Here is a 16,091-nt window from a genome sequence, read left to right on the forward strand (position 1 = left end):
CCGATCAGACGAAGGCGGCGGATGCGCTCGAACGCCGATGCGGTCAGGGGGACGGCCGCGTCGCCGGGACGGGGCAGGCGTCGGCGGCCGCGTCGACGACCTGTGGCTCGTCGGAGGGGACGGGCAGCTCGCCCTGTTCGAAGCCCGCACCGGTGACGATCGCGACCGCGCCCAGGGCGGCGAGCTCGGCAGGGTCGAAAACCCTTCCACGGCTGAGGAATCGGTAACCCTCCGGCGACTCCAGACTGAATCCGGAACCCCGGCCGGGAACCATGTCGAGGACCAGCTGGGTGTGCTCCCAGGCGTCGAACTGCGGGCCCGAGATCCACACCGGCACAACATCCTCCGGTGCGGGCTCGGACTCCGCCCGCTCACCGGCTCGCAGGCGCAGGTCGAGCAGACCGAGCAGGACGTCGCGGTCACCGATCACGAATTCCCCTGCGGGATAACACATCGGGGCCGAGCCGTCGCAGCAGCCGCCCGACTGGTGCAGCATGAGCGGGCCGTGGGCGGCGCGGAGGCGACGGAGCAGCTCCATCGCCGCCGCGGTGGCGCGAACCCGCCGGGGAGCGGGGACCGGCATCAGAAGAAGCCCTGGGCCTTGCCCGCGTAGCTGACCAGCAGGTTCTTGGTCTGCTGGTAGTGGTCGAGCATCATGCGGTGGTTCTCGCGGCCGATGCCGGACTGCTTGTAGCCGCCGAACGCGGCGTGCGCGGGGTACTGGTGGTAGGTGTTGGTCCACACCCGCCCGGCCTGGATGTCACGTCCGGCGCGGTAGGCGACCGAGCCGTCGCGCGACCAGACGCCCGCGCCGAGCCCGTAGAGGGTGTCGTTGGCGATCTTGACAGCGTCGTCGTAGTCCGCGAACGAGGTCACCGAGACGACGGGGCCGAAGATCTCCTCCTGGAAGATGCGCATGGAGTTGTCGCCGGTGAACACGGTCGGCTGCACGTAGTAGCCGCCGGACAGGTCGCCGCCCAGATCCACCCGCTCGCCGCCGGTGAGCAGCGTCGCGCCCTCCGCCTTGCCGATCTCGATGTAGGACAGGATCTTTTCGAGCTGATCGTTGCTGGCCTGCGCACCGATCATGGTCTCGGTGTCGAGCGGATCGCCTTGGCGCACCGCTTTGGTGCGCACCACCGCCGCGCCGAGGAACTCGTCGTAGATGTCGGCCTGGATGAGCGCGCGCGAGGGGCAGGTGCAGACCTCGCCCTGGTTGAGCGCGAACATGGTGAAGCCCTCGAGCGCGCTGTCCTGGAAGTCGTCGTTGGCGGCCAGTACATCGGAGAAGAAGATGTTGGGGCTCTTGCCGCCCAGCTCCAGGGTCACCGGGATCAGGTTCTGCGAGGCGTACTGCATGATCAGCCGGCCGGTGGTGGTCTCACCGGTGAACGCGATCTTCTTGATGCGCGGGCTGGAGGCCAGCGGCTTGCCCGCCTCGACGCCGAAGCCGTTGACGATATTGACCACACCGGGCGGCAGCAGATCACCGATGATGCTCATCAGGTACAGGATCGAGGCCGGGGTCTGCTCGGCGGGCTTGAGCACCACCGCGTTTCCGGCCGCCAGCGCGGGCGCGAGCTTCCAGATGGCCATCAGGATCGGGAAGTTCCACGGAATGATCTGTCCGACAACGCCGAGCGGCTCGTGGAAGTGGTAGGCGACGGTGTTCGAGTCGATCTCCGAGAGCGAACCCTCCTGTGCGCGAACGGCGCCGGCGAAGTAGCGCAGGTGGTCGATGGCCAGCGGGATGTCGGCGGCCATGGTCTCGCGGATCGGCTTGCCGTTGTCCCAGGTCTCGGCCAGCGCGATGGATTCGAGGTTCGCCTCGATCCGGTCGGCGATCTTGTTGATCAGGTTCGCGCGCTCGGTCACCGAGGTCTTGCCCCACGCGGGGGCGGCCGCGTGGGCGGCGTCCAGGGCGAGCTCGATGTCTTCGGCTGTGCCGCGGGCGATCTCGCAGAACGTCTGCCCCGTGACCGGGGTCGGGTTCTCGAAGTACTGACCCTTGACCGGTGCCACCCATTCGCCGCCGATCCAGTTGTCGTAGCGGGAGGAATAGGACATCAGGGCATCGGGTGCGCCGGGGCGGGCGAAGACGGTCATCGAAGGCTCCTCGATCTGCTGACAGACATGACGGTCAGGTGTGATCCAGGACACTAGGAGTCGGCGGGTTGCACCGGGGTTGCAAAAATCTGGTCAGATGCCCAACTTGCGATCGAGCAGCGACAGCTGCGTCTCCACCTGGGCGTACATCGACGAATTTCGGTCCAGCGAGCCGAGATACGCCCGCCACGCGGCAACGTCCTCCCGCCCGTCCACGCAACTGGTCCAGCGCGCCAGCAGGCGCGGATCACCGGCCGCCAGCAGACGCGCACGAACCCGTCCGTGCAGTTCCGCGCGCAGCTCGGCGACGCCCGGCGCGAGCGAGCGCGGCAGCAGCGGACCGGGATACGCGCGCAGGGCCGCGGCGGCGTCGCCCCGCGCCAGCGCCCGCCGCACGTCACCGAGATCGGAGTCCAGGTCCATCAGCAGCCGATACGGCCGCGACCCGATACCGCTCTCCCCCAAGATCTTTCGCACCCGCGACAATTCCGCCCGCACCGTCACCGGATCCAGCTCGGATTCGTCGAGCAGCATGCCGAGTTGGTCGGCGCTCATCCCCTCCGGATGGTCGGCCAGCAGCACCAGAATCTCGGCGTGCCTGGGCGACAGGCGAATTCGTTCGCCGTCGAGGAGGAGTGTGGGCCGCCCCGCACCCAGCACCTGCAAGCGCGCCGTCGCAGGGTCGGGGACCGCGGGCGAACCGAGCAGATGCAACCGCAGCTCGGATTCCGCCGCCACCACCGTCGCCCGGATCAGTGACAGCACCTCGGGCGCGGCGACCCGCGGCCCGCCGGTGATGTCGATCGCGCCGATCACCTTGCCGCTCAACGGATCATGCACCGGAGCGGCGGTGCAGCTGAACTCGTGCACGGCCCGGCTGAAATGCTCGGCCCCGAAGATCTGCACCGGATGGTCGAGGGCCAGCGCGGTCCCCGGTGCGTTGGTGCCCGCCCGGTCCTCACTCCAGTCCGCACCCTCGACGAAGTTCATTCCCGCGACCCGGTCCTTGACCGCCGCATCGCCCTCCACCCACAGCAGCCGCCCCCGCGCATCGCTGATCGCGACCAGCAGCCCGGCCTCCGAGGCATCCTCGACCAGCAGTTTCCGCACCACAGGCCGAATCCGCCCGATCGGATGCGTGGCCCGGTAACGCCGCAACTCCGGCTCGGTCAACTCCAGCATGCCGCCGAACCCGTCCGGGTCCACCCCGCTGCTGCGGCTGCGCCGCCACGAGTCCAGCACCACCGACCGCACCGAATCCCCGCCCGGCCGCACCGGCGGCAGCCCGCCTCCTTCGAGGAAAGAACTGTGCGCGAACGACATCCGCACCGCCAGCTGGGCGACGTCGTCCCCCGGACGGACGGCAACCCACGGGCTGCCCTGCGCGACTGTGCTCACTGGACTTCCTCCGCATTTCCTCCCACTGTAACGCCGGTCACTCCCCCGGCGTACCGGGCTTCCGGTTCGCATGCCGCCGCCGGCGCGACCCACTCCCGGCTCGCGCCGGCACAGTCGGCAAACGCGATTTCAATCTCGGCGCGGCACCGCCCACCGGTAGTGCCACCTGTTCTCACCCGGCCACGTCAGCCATTGCTCGAGGGTGCCGTGTCGCTCGAGTACCGCCTTCAACGCGGCATCGGCGCGGATGCTGAAGAACCCATGCGACAACGACCCTCGGATGTGTGGTTCAGTCGAGCTTTCCCAGCACACATTCGTCCAGGTCGGCGGCGAGTCGATACGGCAAACCAACCAGTAGGTACATTGGTTCGATTGGGCAACCGGCTGCATATACTTCGCCGAATGTTCGAAGGCACTGTCCCGGCTCGCACCGCCGCGCCCATCTATTCCACCGCGGTGCGGATCGGGGTTCCTCGTGATCTCCTCCACGGCATCCCCGGATTGAACGTGGGCCTGTTCGGCGAGGAACTCATCCGGATCCCCTCCGGGGCGGTGTGGCAGGCATGGCAATTGATCGATGAGATCGGCGGGGCCGGAGTCGGTCCGGCGATATCCGTCGCGACCGAGCGCGGATGCTTCGGGGTGTGGGACTACCTGTTCTCCAACGGGCCGACCCTCGCCGAGAGCCTGCGCACCGTGCACGAATTCCGCCCCCTGGTAGCCAGCCCGGCCGCGGGCGCGGCGATCATCGTGGACGGCGGACTGTTCACCATTCGTGAGACCGTAGCCCTACTGCCCGAGGCCATCATTCCGGCTCGCGAGGAGTTCACGCTCGCACTCATGCTGCGCCGCGTCCGGGAAGCCACCGGCGTGCATCTGGTCCCCATTCGCGTCAGACTCACCCAGGCCGCGCCACGCACCCACGAACACCTGGTCGACGTATTCGGCACCCGCAGAATCGAGTTCGGCGCCCCCTACGCGGAGATGTCCTTCCTCGACGCCGCGAATCTTCCGACCGACTGCAACCCGCACCAGGCTCGCATTCACCGCCACTACGCCGAGATGCTCATGTCCTCGTTCCGAGTCGCCGAGGATTGGAGCAGCACACTGCGCATCGCGATTCACGAGTCGATGCTCCACGGCGACACAGACCTGCGAACGGTCGCCGACCGTCTCGCAGTCGCCCCGCGCACAATTCAGCGCCGTCTGCAGGAACAGGGCACCACCTGGCGAGACGAACTCGAAACAGTTCGATACGAACACGCCGTAAATCTCCTGCGCAACACCGACCTCCCGATCAGTTCGGTCGCAGCACGCCTCGGCTACAGCGACGTCAGAACCCTCCGCCGCGCATTTATCCGCTGGAAAGGCCTGCCACCGAGCGTCTTCCGCCAAGCCGATGCGAGCACCGGCCCAACCCGTCAACCCAAACCCCCAGTGCGTTGATCCGCCCCAGATCTGCACGGCCGACTGGTCTTCGGCGACCCCGTGAGGCGTGGCACCCCGACTACGGCCGGCGGGCGGGCAGGAGGTCAGGCCGGAGTGCCGAGCGGCGGGTGCTCGAGCACCCGCGGCCGGTACTCGACCAGCTGGATGCGACCGTCGAAGGTGCGGTGGTCGATCATTTCGAGGGCGACGTCCGGATAGCCGTCGTAGATGCGTTCAGCGCCCGTGGCACCGGTGATCACCGGGAACATCACGACCCGGAATCGGTCCACGAGTCCGGCTCGGAGCAGGGACCTGCACAAGCTCAGACTGCCGATCGTGGCAAGCAGCCCAGACCCACTCGACTTCATCGCGCGGACCGCTTCGACGGCATCCTCCCGCACCAGCGTGGAGTTGGCCCACGTCAGCGGGCCCTCGAGCGAGGAGGAGAACACCACCTTGGACGCTTTCGTGAGTCCATCGACCGACGCCTCTTCTTCGGGCCTGAACTCGTCTTGGCCGGCGGGGACCTCGCCGGCCGCGAAGCCCGACATCAATCGGTAGGTGTTCGCTCCCATCAGATGGGTGGCCTCGGGCTGTTCGCCGAGCCACGCGAGATACTCCGGACCCTCGAGGCCCCAAAACCCTGGCCACCCCTCACCTGACGCATAGCCGTCGAGCGAGGTGATGAAGTCGACGAGAAGCTCCGACATGGCGATGTCCTTTCCTCGGATGTCACACGCTTTGACCGACCGAGAGCCACAAACTCATCGGTCACGCCACCGATCAGCCCACACAATTGCTCCGCTTCCGAAAAGGCCGGGCAATCCAGGGAGTACGGCAGTCAGGAGCACGAAACCGATGCCGATGTCCGCGGCGTCACGTCCAATTCTTCCGATCAAGAACCACACCAGACACAGCAGCCCGAGAGCCAGCATCGCTGGATAACAGATCCTGGACGCTCGACTGCCACGCCCGTTCAGTCCGACGGCGAGTGCGATACCACCGAGGCCGCCCATGACTGCCGGATGCGCCACTGCGGCCAATCCAGATACTTGTCGGCGGCCTTTTCCCGGTAGCGCCGATACTGGTTCCGCTTTGTCCGCGCCGGGGACTTCTGCGCCTGGCGGGCTGCTTTCCGGGCTGCTCGCTCGCCTCGCTTACGTTCGGCGTCTGTGAGTTCCATTGGCGGGTCAGCGAAGATTCCCGATCGTATCCAGCGCACAGTGGGCCATCCTCGGAGGGACATGCTGGGTGTCCTCCCCTGCTACGCACTCGACAGTAGGGGTCCAGGACATCAGCTGCTATCGGGCGATTGTCCTAATCGGTTGTGGAGCAACGCGGTACGACGAAAGCCTCTGACCGTCGGCCAACGGCGGAAATCCCCCACACCCTCATCGGCCATGTCAGTGCGTTCGGAGGGCCGAGACGATCTCAGCTCGTTGATCTTCCAGACCTGCCGCGTGGTCGCTTCGAACCGCGCGCCTCGCGGCAGTTTCGTGCGTTCAGCTAGGGCAGTGGCGACGAGCGTTCGGTCTCGCCGACGATGACGTCACCGGACTCGAAGTCCAGCCTTCGAAGCTCGCGGAAGATGAGACCGATGGGCGCTGCCGGGTATTCGATTGTCTCGCTGCCGTCTCCGGCGTTCGGCGCGATCGGGTAGTAGGTTGGTGGCGTCGGGATGGAGGTCGAGCCGGAAGGCGAGGTCGCCGAACTCGGCCCGGTAGCTGTGCACTGGTGCGGGGAAAGTGGTTTCGGTCGTGGGATTCTCCGATTACGCGGTAGCCGCGTCGCGGACCAGCGCGGTGTCGACGAACTGCTCGAAGCGCACGATCAGGCCGCCGCGGACCGTGAAGTGGTGTGCCACACGGACGTTCAGCGGTTTTCCGGTGGTCTTGTGGGTGGCGGTGTAGCGGGCCAGCACGACGACGTTCTCACCGTCGACCACGTAAGTGTCGTCGTGGGCGGTCCAGCCGTCCCACTGCTGTCCGAGTCGTTCCATGACCGCGGAGGTCACGCCCTCGGGGGTGCGGTAGGTGCCGGCGAGCGGGAACCCCGCCATCTCGGTCCATTCCACGTCCGGGGCAAGGGTTTCCCGCAGCGCGGCCAGGTCACCCGCTGCCGAGGCGAGGTACTGGCGACGGACGACCGCGGCCGGGGATTCGTCGATCTGGTTCAGCCCCATGACATTTCTCCCTTCGCGACCTTGGTGCCCAGGTTCGCGGCGATCAGTAGACCGGCGTCCGGGTAGGCGGCCAGCAGGGTGGCTTCGGCGGTGGCGGCATCCGGGGAATCGGCGACCGTCTTCTCGAAGAACTGCAAGTACTCGCGGGTGTGGCGGATGGCGGTGAGGTCGGTCGGAGTCCCAGCGGCGCGGTGCCCGGCGACCACGAAGGCCGGATCGAGAGCCTCGAGGTCGTCGAGGGCGCGAATCCAGGCCGTGCGCTGTTCGGGCGTCGAGCTGTCGGCGGTCCATACGTGCAGACCCTCGAACAGCAGCACCCCACCGAGCAGGGCGCGTCCGGCCGGTTCGTAGACGTACCAGGCCCGATCGCCGAGCGCGCCGCTGCCCCGGCGGATCTCCAGGGGCGTGCCGTCCACCGTGACCGTGTCCGAGGTCAGGGCCGCGATCTCGACCAGCCGGGTCGGCAGGTTCGCGCCGAGCTGTGCCCACGCCTGCAGCTTGCCCTCGTAGCTGTCCTTGATGTGGTCGAGCACGTCGGCGGGCGCGAGGAATCTCACCTCGGGGAAGGCGTCGGCGATGACCTCCGCGCCGAAGTAGAAGTCCGGGTCACCGGCGGTGATCAGGACGGTGGTGAGGCGTTTACCTGCGTCGAGGACCTCGGCCACAATGCGGTGCCCGTCGGCGCGGGTGAAGCCCGCGTCCACCACCAGCGCCTCGGTCGGGCCGGTCACCAGCACGCTGGTCTTGTTCAACGAGGAATCGGCGGCGTCGAAGATCCGGTAGTCGAGAGCTGTCATCGCAATCCTCCTGTTCAGTCATCGTCACTTGCTATGACACAGAGGCTATTCTTCTGAACTGCGCTTTTCATGGTTCATCCGGGTCATAACATGGTGAAAATGGGACACATAGTCGATCCGGCCATCCGGCCCGTGCGCTACTCGCCACCCGCGGGCGTGGTCGGCAGGATCGAGATCAACTCGCTGGCGGGGATCCGTGAACGCGGGGGCCCGCAGGAATTCCTGACGCCGCAGCGACTGGATTTCGATCTGCTCATGCGCATCGAGACGGGCCGGACGCGCCACCGCATCGACTTCGCTGACTACTCGCTCGCGCGCGGTGACGTCGTGTGGATCCGGGCGGGCCAGGTGCATCAGTGGGGCGCGATCGCCGATATCGAGGGCCCGGTGGCCATGTTCACCCCGGCGGTGGTGGATTCCGATGCCCGCGACTGGATCCGCGCCGCCGAGGTGCGCACACCCGGCCACTGGCCCGCCGCCACACTCGACGGGCATCCCGCCGGATCGGCGCTGGGCGCACTGTTCGCGGTTGATGAAGCCTCGAATGATCCATCCGGCAAGGAGATTCGGGCCGAGGCGCGTGCTCGGCTGCTGACTGCCGCGCTGTTACTGCTCATGCTGGCCTCACCCGCCGATGCTCGTCACCGTCCGCCGACCCGAGAGGCGTTCGTCTGGTTCCGCGAGGAGCTGGAGACCGGGTTCGCAAGTCGGCATCAGGTAGCCGATTATGCCGCGCGGCTGGGCTACTCGCCCCGAACGCTGAACCGCCTGGCCCGGGAGAACACCGGCCTGAGCGCCAAGCAGCTCATCGACGAACGCATCATCCTCGAGGCCAAGCGACTGCTGGTCCACAGCCGGAACCCGGTGGCACGCATAGCCGCAGACCTCGGATTCGACGACGCATCCAATTTCTCCAAATACTTCCAGCAGCGCGTCGGCACCACACCACTCGCATTCCGCACCCGCTCGTCTACCCAGGCAGTCGATGGTTAGACAGAGAACAGGCTCGCAGGACCAAACGCCGGCGGTATTCGGGGCAACGTGTGAGCGTGAACGTGCCACCGCTCGCCCGAGCGCGGGTCTCATGAGTGCGAAACTGGGCACCGCTCAAGGGGTTTCGCCGACCCGATGGGCTGGCTTACCACTTGGGGCGGTCGGCTCTGACGGACGGTCCTGGACAGGGGAACACCTGTTGCAGAGGGTTCCAGGTTGGCGCTCAGGGTGCGGCGATGGCTCTTGCGCGGTGGTCGCGGATTTCGTCGTGATGGTCGGCGGCCCAGCCGATCAGTGAGGTGACGATCTCGTGGAGCCCGTGGCCGAGTGAGGTGAGGGCGTATTCCACTCGTGGGGGGACTTCGGCGTAGGCGGTGCGGGCGATCAGGCCGTCCTGCTGGAGCTGGCGCAGGGTGAGGGTGAGCATGCGCTGGGATATACCGGGGACTTGGTGTTGCAGGTCTTTGTAACGCAGGGGGCCGGCGTCGAGTACCGCGATGACGAGCAGGCTCCATTTGTCGCCGACACGGTCGAGGACCTGTCGGATGAAGTCCATGTGTTCGGCGGGGATGTTCGCGCACGGGCCTGCTGTCGCTGCCGCTCCCGGGCCGTCGGTGACCTCCATGACGCACATTCCTCTCCGTCACGCACACCGGTGTGCCTTTTGTACCGCCTCCGATACTGGCCCATTATGGCGTTACGAACAAAAGGTAGGAATTGGAGGTGTGTGATGAAGGTCGAGATCTGGTCCGAGGTGACCTGCCCGTGGTGCGGGCTGGGCAACTACCGCTTGGAACGGGCCGTCGAGAGGTTCGAGCACCGCGACGAGGTAGAGGTGGTCCACCATTCGTTTCCACTGAGCAGCAGCTTCCCCGCGGGACGCACCTACTCCGTCCGCGAGGCCCTGCTGCGTCAGCACGGAGTGAGCGGCAGCCAGGCCGAGGCCTCGACCCGGCGGATCGAGGAATTGGCCGCCGGTGAGGGTCTGAGCCCGTACCGGGTTCTGGACAACATGGTGGGCAACACCGACCTGGCGCACGAGTTCCTCGCCCATGCCTCCGCGCAGGGCCGGAACCACGAGGCCTGGGCGGCGATCTTCCGGACTTACTTCGGCAAGGCAGAACCGGTTTTCTCCCTGGGGGATCTCCTGGGCCTTTCCGACCCGAGCGCGGCTGACGCGGCCCCATGCCGTCCCCGCGCGCCACCCGAACCTCTGTACCACCTACCCGCAATCCGAACAATTCAGAGGAGACCATCCATGTCCAAGGTGATCGCCATCTTCGGCGCCGGCAAGGGCCTGGGCGCCTCGGTCGCGCGCCGCTTCGCCCGCGAAGGCTTCAGTGTGGCGCTGGTCGCCCGCGGCAAAGAGCGCCTCGACGCACTCGTCGGGCAACTGAAGGCCGAGGGCATCGACGCGGCCGGTTTCACCGCCGATCTGTCCGAGCCCGAGCAGGTCCCCGCTACGGTCCAGGCCATCCGCGACCGCTTCGGGCGCATCGATGTGATCGAGTACGGGCCGATCAGCGGCGAGCAAGCATTCAGCCCAGCGACCCGAGTCGACGCGGCCACCCTGCGCAAGGACAGCCCACTGCTGCTGCTCACCCCGGTCGAGGTTCTCCGCTCCGTGCTGGCGGAGTGGACCGAACGCGGCGACGGCGCGTTCCTCATGACCACCGGCTACACCGCTGTCGAGCCGCGTCCCTATATGAGCGGCGTGGGTCCGCTGATGGCGGCCGCCCGTAACTGGCTGTATTCGCTCAACGGTGAGCTTTCCGCGATCGGCGCCTACGCCGGAACTCTCTCCGTGGCTGCCTTCATCGCCGGCAGCGACATGGGCGAGATCGCCGCCGCGGCCATGCCCGACACGGCCGGGCCCCTCATGGACCCCGACGACCTCGCCGACCACTACTGGGACATGTACACCAAGCGCGACCGCATCGAGCAGCTCCACCCCGAACCCTCGGTCCGGTGACGCCCGCTCGTTCACCTCACCCGCGGTTGACAAGCCCGCCGCACACCGCGTTCGGCAATGGCGGACGTCCGGGACGGGTCAGTTCGGCACGGCCGGTTGATCTTCCGCCGCGCCGCGCTGGCCGCTTCGGTCAGCGCGCCTTGCGGCATGATGGTGCGTTCCGTCGACAGCGTCTTCCCGATCCACTCAGTGAGCTGCGACCTCGAGCAGGGTGCGGTTGTCGGCGATGTTCGACACCGATTTCAGGTGCAGTCCGTTCGCAGCGATCAGTGCAGCGAACTCGTCGAGGGTGCGGTCACGGCCGCCGAAGAACACGAGCATGGTCAGATCGATGGCGGTGTGGGAGCCGCGACCGTGCAGAGCCTCGACGATGAGGATGGTTCCTGTCGTGCCCGCGGCTTGGGCACAGCGGGACAGGATTTGGCTGCCATGGTCGTCGTCCCAGTCGTGCAGGATGTCACTGAGCAGATAGGCATCCGCCTCTGCGGGCAGCGGATCGAAGAAGCTGCCCGGTGTGACGGTCGCGCGGTCGCCTAGACCAGCCGCCGCGAATTCCTCGACAGCGCGGGCCGCGGTATCAGGCAAGTCCACCAGGTGCCCACGCACGCTCGGATGCGCTCGCAGGATCGCGCTCAACACCGTGCCCTGACCGCCGCCGACATCGACGACGGTGGCGAACCGGCTCCAGTCGTAGCGCTGGGCGATCTGCGGTGCGATCGCCTGGAATCGACGAGTCATCTTGGCATCGAACGATTCTCGCAGCGCTGGTGTCTCGGCGAGATCGGACCAGAAGTCGCGGCCGTAGCGGCGAGGATAACCAGCCTCGCCGGTACGCACCACATGTTCGAGTTCCACATACGCCAACTCCGCGCGCCCGATCGCGGAATTGATGTCGAGTTCCAGCAGCAGTTCGTTGTCGGCATCGGAACGCAACTGCCGACCCAGCTCGGTGAGGCGATAGATGGCGCCGTCAGCGGTGAGGACGTCGAGAGTGACCAGGTGTGCGAGCACCCGGGCCAGTGCCGGTGCCGCGGTGGCGGTTCGCTCGGCCAGTGCAGTGACCGAAGCTCCGGTGTCGCCGATGTGGTCGGCCAGCCGCAGCGTCGCGGCGACCCGCAAGGCCATCGGGGTCGCCAACCACGCCATATCCCGCAACGACTGAACCAACACCTCGTCATCTGCCATGCGACCAACCCTAATGATCGTTCGCTATGACGCCTTCGAACGGGCTCGCATCGGCAGTTCAGGACGTTCGGACGACCTCGGACCGACACCGCCACTTGATCTTCCGCGCTGGCCGATTCGATCAGCGCGGCTCGCGGCTACTGAGAGAATGGTGGGTAGGGCCGGGTCCTGGCCAGGGGCTGGCCCAGGTGTCCGGTGGGAGACTCGGCTCGCGGCTGCCTGCCATCTGGCCTGGTGTGGCTCTCTTTGGCTTGCCTCCCACCGGGTGCCGCGCGGGAGTGGCTCGAAAGGGGAATGCCCCAGCTCGAAGTAGCGGTGCGTCAGGCGATAACGCGACGCTATCGAAGGCTGCAACGGCATCGGCCGCCATCTGGCGCACCGGTTGATCCACGACGGGGAAACCGTGATCGGCGTGCCCTCCAAACTCTCGGCACAAGTGCGGGTGTTCGCCACCGGCAACGGCCGAAAGACCGACCGCGTTCTACACATCATGGCCGCGGTCCAGCTCCGCCACCCCACCGCCGGACGCGCCTACTACGACGGCAAGAAAGCCGCCGGGAAAACCTCGATGGAAGCGATCCACGCGCTCAAACGCAGGCTCTCCAACGTCGTCTACGCCCAACTGCTCGCCGACCAGCAACGTCGCGAATCAGCAGGCCCGGGAGGGCAATCGGGAACGACTACTGACTCCAGCGCGATCGGTCTGACCCCGAATACCGATCCTTCGGACAAGCCACATCCCGGACCCGCCCAACAGACTATCCCCACACACCTGCCCACGCCTTGACTGAAGGGGCAGCCAGAATAGTGCGTTGACGATAGCTCTCGTCTGGCTTGGTTCGGTGGTGGTATCAGGCGTCGACGCTCAGGTCCGAGGCGGGTGCGGCCTGGTGGGTGGGCAGGGTCGTTGTTGCGCGCGTGGCAAGCCAGTCGCGGTAACGGGTGGTGGCCAGGCGGGCGGCCGGGTCGGCGGTGAGGGCGTTGTGGGGTGCCAGGGCGAAGGGACCGGCGGTGGGGTCGGGGTTGATCGTGCGGTGGTCGCCGATGGCGTCGAGGGTGATTCGGCCGAGCTGGTCGAGGCCGAACGCCTCGGGGCCGGCGATATCGATGGTGCGGTCGAGCGGACGCCCGGTGGCGACCTCGGCGACGAACCGGGCGGCGTCGGTGGCGGCGATCGGCTGCACCCTGGTGGCGGGTAGCCGGACGATGCTGTTATCGGTTGTCCAGGAGATGATTTCGTCGAGGTATTCGAAAAATTGAGTGGCTCGCACGATCGAGTACGGGATCGAGCCGGCCTCGAACAGCTTCTCCTGCACGGTTTTCGCCCGGTAGTAGCCGAGATCGGGAGCCCGATCGACACCGACGATCGACAGCAGCACCAAGTGTCGTACTCCGGCCTTGTGTGCGGCGGCGTGCAGATTGCCGACCGTGGCGCGGAAGAAGTCGGCCGCGGTGTCGTCGGGTGTCGGGGCCTGGGTGGCGTCGATCGCGACGTCGATTCCGGTGAGTGCGTCGGCCAGGCCGTCGCCGGTGAACAGGTCCACACCGGTCGAGCGCGACAGTGCCGACGCGTCGTGCCCGGCAGCCGACAATGCCGCCACGATGCGCGTGCCGATCAGTCCGGTCCCACCCAGAACCGCAATCCGTAGCTGTCGATTATGTTGTGCTGCAGCATGATTCGTTGAATTCATCGGGGTGTCCTTTCAGGCGAAGATGGCGGTGGGGTCGCCGGTGAACCAGGTGTTGTCGATGCGCATCCGCGAGATGAGCCACCGGTCGCCGTCGCGGCGCAGTTCTACCTCGTAGGGGTTCTTCAGCAGTGCGTGCACGGCCGGGTCGGCGACGAGCAGATGCTGGGCCTCGACCAGGGCGGTCATCGTGGCGGTGTCGCCGTCGATGCTGATGCGGGGATTGGCGATCTGGTGGGTGGTGCTCACGCGGCCGGTGAACATGGCCAGGATGGTGGTGACGATGGTGTCGCGGCCGGTCATGACCGGCGGGGCGCCGCCCCAGCGGGCAGCGGCGGGACGGAAGTCCAACTCGGCGTCTTCGGTGAACGCCGAGGCGAACAGGTCCCGATCCTTGGTGTCCTGACCGAGGCCGAATCGGTACAGCGCGTCGGTGATCTCGGCGCGGTCACGGATCTCCGCGACGACTGCGGCGAGGTCGGCCGACGATGCGCTCAACGCTTGATGGGTGGTGCTCACTTCGAACTCTCCTCGAATCGACCGGCGTGGTTGCCGTGGTCTCAACTCTGCTGCCGGGGCGAGTGGTGAACAACGCGCTCTTCCGCCACGATCGTTACGCGAGACTTAACGATGGGAGGGCCGGTGATCGAACGGCACGAGGTGGAGACGCTGCTGACCCTGGCCGAGGAACTGCACTTCGGCCGCACGGCCGAGCGATTGGGCGTGTCGACAGCGCGAGTCAGCCAGACCGTGCGCAAGCTGGAGCGCCGCGTCGGGGCAGCGTTGTTCGAGCGCACCAGCCGCCACGTCGCGCTCACCCCGGTCGGGACGCAACTGACCGAGGAACTGCGACCCGCGTGGACAGAACTGGGCGCCGCGCTGCAGCGAGCCGTCGATGCCGGGCGCGGTGTGACCGGTGAACTACGGGTGGGATTCGTCGGCCCGGCCGCCGCGCAGCTGCTGATCGGCGCGACCGAAGAATTCCGCCGCCGGACTCCGGGCTGCGAAGTCCGCATCCGCGAAGCGCAGCCCGCCGACATCCCGGACTGGCTGCATTCCGGCGACATCGACGTGGGCCTGTGCCCCTTCACCGGCACCCAACCCGGCCTCGCTCACAGTCCGGTACTGGTCCGAGAGGCTTACGTGCTCGCGGTCGCCGCCGGACACCGATTGGCGCGCCGACGCGAGGTGCCCGTCGCCGAACTTGCGCAACTGCCCGTGATCCATCTCGCCGCTGCCGCCACCCCGACCGCCGATATGCCGACCGGACCAGCCGCCGCCACCCTGCACGAGGCTCTGACCCTGGTCGGAATCGGCCGGGGCGTCCTGCCCATCGGCGCGCACGCCCAGCGCTACCACGTCCGCCCCGACATCACCTACCTGCCGCTGCGCGATACTCCACTGCTGGAATGGGGATTGGTCTGGCCCGCCGACCGCACCAACGCCCGAATTCGCGCCTTCACCACCGCCGCACTCACCGCCACCGGGGATGGACGCTGAACCGACCCCACCCCGCAGGCGGACGCCACCGGTAAACAACCGAAATTGCCCCCGACATCGTGCCATCGGCAATATGGTGCGTTCGGCCGGCTCCAGATCGGCTCGGCCCGTGGATCTTCGCCCCGCCCGCGCTCGCCGGTTCGGTCAGCGCGACACGCGGCAATGCAGGATCTTCGGGCGATGGCTGAGGTGTCCGGCGGAGGTTGTCGGGATAGGTTGAGTGTTGTTCTGTCGGGAGATCAGGGAGTTATGGCCACCATTCGTCATGAAGTCGCGATAAAGGCTGCACCGCAACATATCTGGGATGTCATTCGCGATATCGGGGCCGTCCATGAACGTCTGCTTCCCGGACGGGTGGCCGACACCAGGATCGAAGGCGCGGAACGGTTTCTGACCTTCCCTGACGGGCACATCGTTCGTGAACTCATAGTCGCGATCGACGAGGATTCGCGGCGGCTGGCGTACTCCGTTGTCGAAGGGGCCCGGCCCGCGCTGGACTACCATCACGCATCGTTCGAGGTCCGCGCGGACGGCGAGCACGGCCGACTGGTCTGGATCACCGACGTCCTGCCCGACACTGTCGCGCCGGAGATCCACATCCGCACACAGTTCGGAATCGTCGAGATGAAGCAGGCGATCGAAGCCGCCTTCTCGAATGGCACAGAGCCCAGCTGATCGCACGCTCGTCGGCAATGGCGGACGTCCGGGACGGGTCAGTTCGGCACGGCCGGTTGATCTTCCGCCGCGCCGCGCTGGCCCCTTCGGTCAGCGCGCCTCGCGGCAGAAGCGGACGTTCTTCCAACGGGTCGTCGAGGCAGTCGAGCGGGCGCATACTGGCGCCA

Annotated in this window: 16 protein-coding genes; 6 read left to right on the forward strand and 10 right to left on the reverse strand. The window is 67.0% G+C overall.

All coding sequences use genetic code 11. The annotated features are described in order from the left end of the window. Positions 1-43: 43 nt before the first annotated feature. From GPX89_RS26925 to GPX89_RS26935, 3 genes are all read right to left on the reverse strand, one after another. Positions 44-583: a DUF779 domain-containing protein gene (locus GPX89_RS26925; protein WP_198347603.1), complete on the reverse strand. Its 540-nt coding sequence runs from the start codon at positions 581-583 to the stop codon at positions 44-46. Continuing rightward, positions 583-2,106: an aldehyde dehydrogenase gene (gene adh, locus GPX89_RS26930; RefSeq protein WP_157390424.1), complete on the reverse strand. Its 1,524-nt coding sequence runs from the start codon at positions 2,104-2,106 to the stop codon at positions 583-585. The genes GPX89_RS26925 and adh overlap by 1 nt, the downstream gene beginning before the upstream one ends. A gap of 93 nt (positions 2,107-2,199) precedes the next feature. Beyond that, entirely contained in the window at positions 2,200-3,429 is a 1,230-nt protein-coding gene (locus tag GPX89_RS26935; RefSeq protein WP_157390673.1) for a sigma-54-dependent transcriptional regulator family protein, read from the reverse strand. Between the two features lie 477 nt (positions 3,430-3,906). On the opposite strand from GPX89_RS26935, the gene GPX89_RS26940 reads away from it, so the two are divergent. After that, complete coding sequence (locus GPX89_RS26940) at positions 3,907-4,950, forward strand: helix-turn-helix domain-containing protein (protein WP_198347604.1); 1,044 nt, start codon at positions 3,907-3,909, stop codon at positions 4,948-4,950. A gap of 86 nt (positions 4,951-5,036) precedes the next feature. On the opposite strand, the gene GPX89_RS26945 is transcribed toward GPX89_RS26940, so the two are convergent. The 3 genes from GPX89_RS26945 to GPX89_RS26955 form a co-directional block, all read right to left on the reverse strand. After that, complete coding sequence (locus GPX89_RS26945) at positions 5,037-5,642, reverse strand: dihydrofolate reductase family protein (protein ID WP_157390426.1); 606 nt, start codon at positions 5,640-5,642, stop codon at positions 5,037-5,039. A gap of 1,061 nt (positions 5,643-6,703) precedes the next feature. Beyond that, positions 6,704-7,114 carry a nuclear transport factor 2 family protein gene (locus tag GPX89_RS26950; protein WP_157390427.1) on the reverse strand — a complete coding sequence of 137 codons (411 nt, stop codon included), beginning with the start codon at positions 7,112-7,114 and terminating at the stop codon, positions 6,704-6,706. Beyond that, on the reverse strand, positions 7,105-7,911 hold the full coding sequence (locus tag GPX89_RS26955; RefSeq protein ID WP_157390428.1) for an MBL fold metallo-hydrolase: 807 nt from the start codon (positions 7,909-7,911) through the stop codon (positions 7,105-7,107). Before GPX89_RS26955 ends, GPX89_RS26950 begins: the two co-directional genes overlap by 10 nt. Positions 7,912-8,010: 99 nt before the next feature. Between GPX89_RS26955 and GPX89_RS26960 the strand changes: the two genes are divergently transcribed. Continuing rightward, complete coding sequence (locus GPX89_RS26960; RefSeq protein WP_157390429.1) at positions 8,011-8,904, forward strand: helix-turn-helix domain-containing protein; 894 nt, start codon at positions 8,011-8,013, stop codon at positions 8,902-8,904. Between the two features lie 223 nt (positions 8,905-9,127). On the opposite strand, the gene GPX89_RS26965 is transcribed toward GPX89_RS26960, so the two are convergent. Beyond that, a complete protein-coding gene (locus tag GPX89_RS26965) occupies positions 9,128-9,529 on the reverse strand; it encodes a winged helix-turn-helix transcriptional regulator (protein WP_157390430.1) in 402 nt (133 codons plus the stop codon). A 105-nt stretch (positions 9,530-9,634) separates the two neighbouring features. Here GPX89_RS26965 and GPX89_RS43955 point away from each other — a divergent pair, with 105 nt between their 5' ends. Continuing rightward, positions 9,635-10,876 (forward strand): SDR family NAD(P)-dependent oxidoreductase, encoded by a 1,242-nt coding sequence (locus GPX89_RS43955; RefSeq protein ID WP_198347605.1) that lies wholly within the window; start codon positions 9,635-9,637, stop codon positions 10,874-10,876. Positions 10,877-11,062: 186 nt separating this feature from the next. On the opposite strand, the gene GPX89_RS26980 is transcribed toward GPX89_RS43955, so the two are convergent. Continuing rightward, entirely contained in the window at positions 11,063-12,061 is a 999-nt protein-coding gene (locus GPX89_RS26980; protein ID WP_157390431.1) for a methyltransferase, read from the reverse strand. 403 nt (positions 12,062-12,464) lie between these two features. On the opposite strand from GPX89_RS26980, the gene GPX89_RS26985 reads away from it, so the two are divergent. After that, complete coding sequence (locus tag GPX89_RS26985; RefSeq protein ID WP_198347606.1) at positions 12,465-12,848, forward strand: hypothetical protein; 384 nt, start codon at positions 12,465-12,467, stop codon at positions 12,846-12,848. 64 nt (positions 12,849-12,912) lie between these two features. On the opposite strand, the gene GPX89_RS26990 is transcribed toward GPX89_RS26985, so the two are convergent. Next, complete coding sequence (locus GPX89_RS26990; RefSeq protein ID WP_157390432.1) at positions 12,913-13,752, reverse strand: SDR family oxidoreductase; 840 nt, start codon at positions 13,750-13,752, stop codon at positions 12,913-12,915. Positions 13,753-13,764: 12 nt separating this feature from the next. Continuing rightward, positions 13,765-14,268, reverse strand: a complete 504-nt coding sequence (locus GPX89_RS26995; protein ID WP_198347607.1) for a nuclear transport factor 2 family protein — start codon at positions 14,266-14,268, stop codon at positions 13,765-13,767. A gap of 123 nt (positions 14,269-14,391) precedes the next feature. Between GPX89_RS26995 and GPX89_RS27000 the strand changes: the two genes are divergently transcribed. Both GPX89_RS27000 and GPX89_RS27005 read left to right on the forward strand, forming a co-directional pair. Further along, positions 14,392-15,249: a LysR family transcriptional regulator gene (locus GPX89_RS27000; RefSeq protein ID WP_198347608.1), complete on the forward strand. Its 858-nt coding sequence runs from the start codon at positions 14,392-14,394 to the stop codon at positions 15,247-15,249. Between the two features lie 249 nt (positions 15,250-15,498). Further along, positions 15,499-15,924, forward strand: a complete 426-nt coding sequence (locus GPX89_RS27005) for an SRPBCC family protein (RefSeq protein ID WP_157390435.1) — start codon at positions 15,499-15,501, stop codon at positions 15,922-15,924. Positions 15,925-16,091: the final 167 nt, after the last annotated feature.

The organism is Nocardia terrae, assembly GCF_009760405.1.
GTDB classification, from domain to species: domain Bacteria; phylum Actinomycetota; class Actinomycetes; order Mycobacteriales; family Mycobacteriaceae; genus Nocardia; species Nocardia terrae.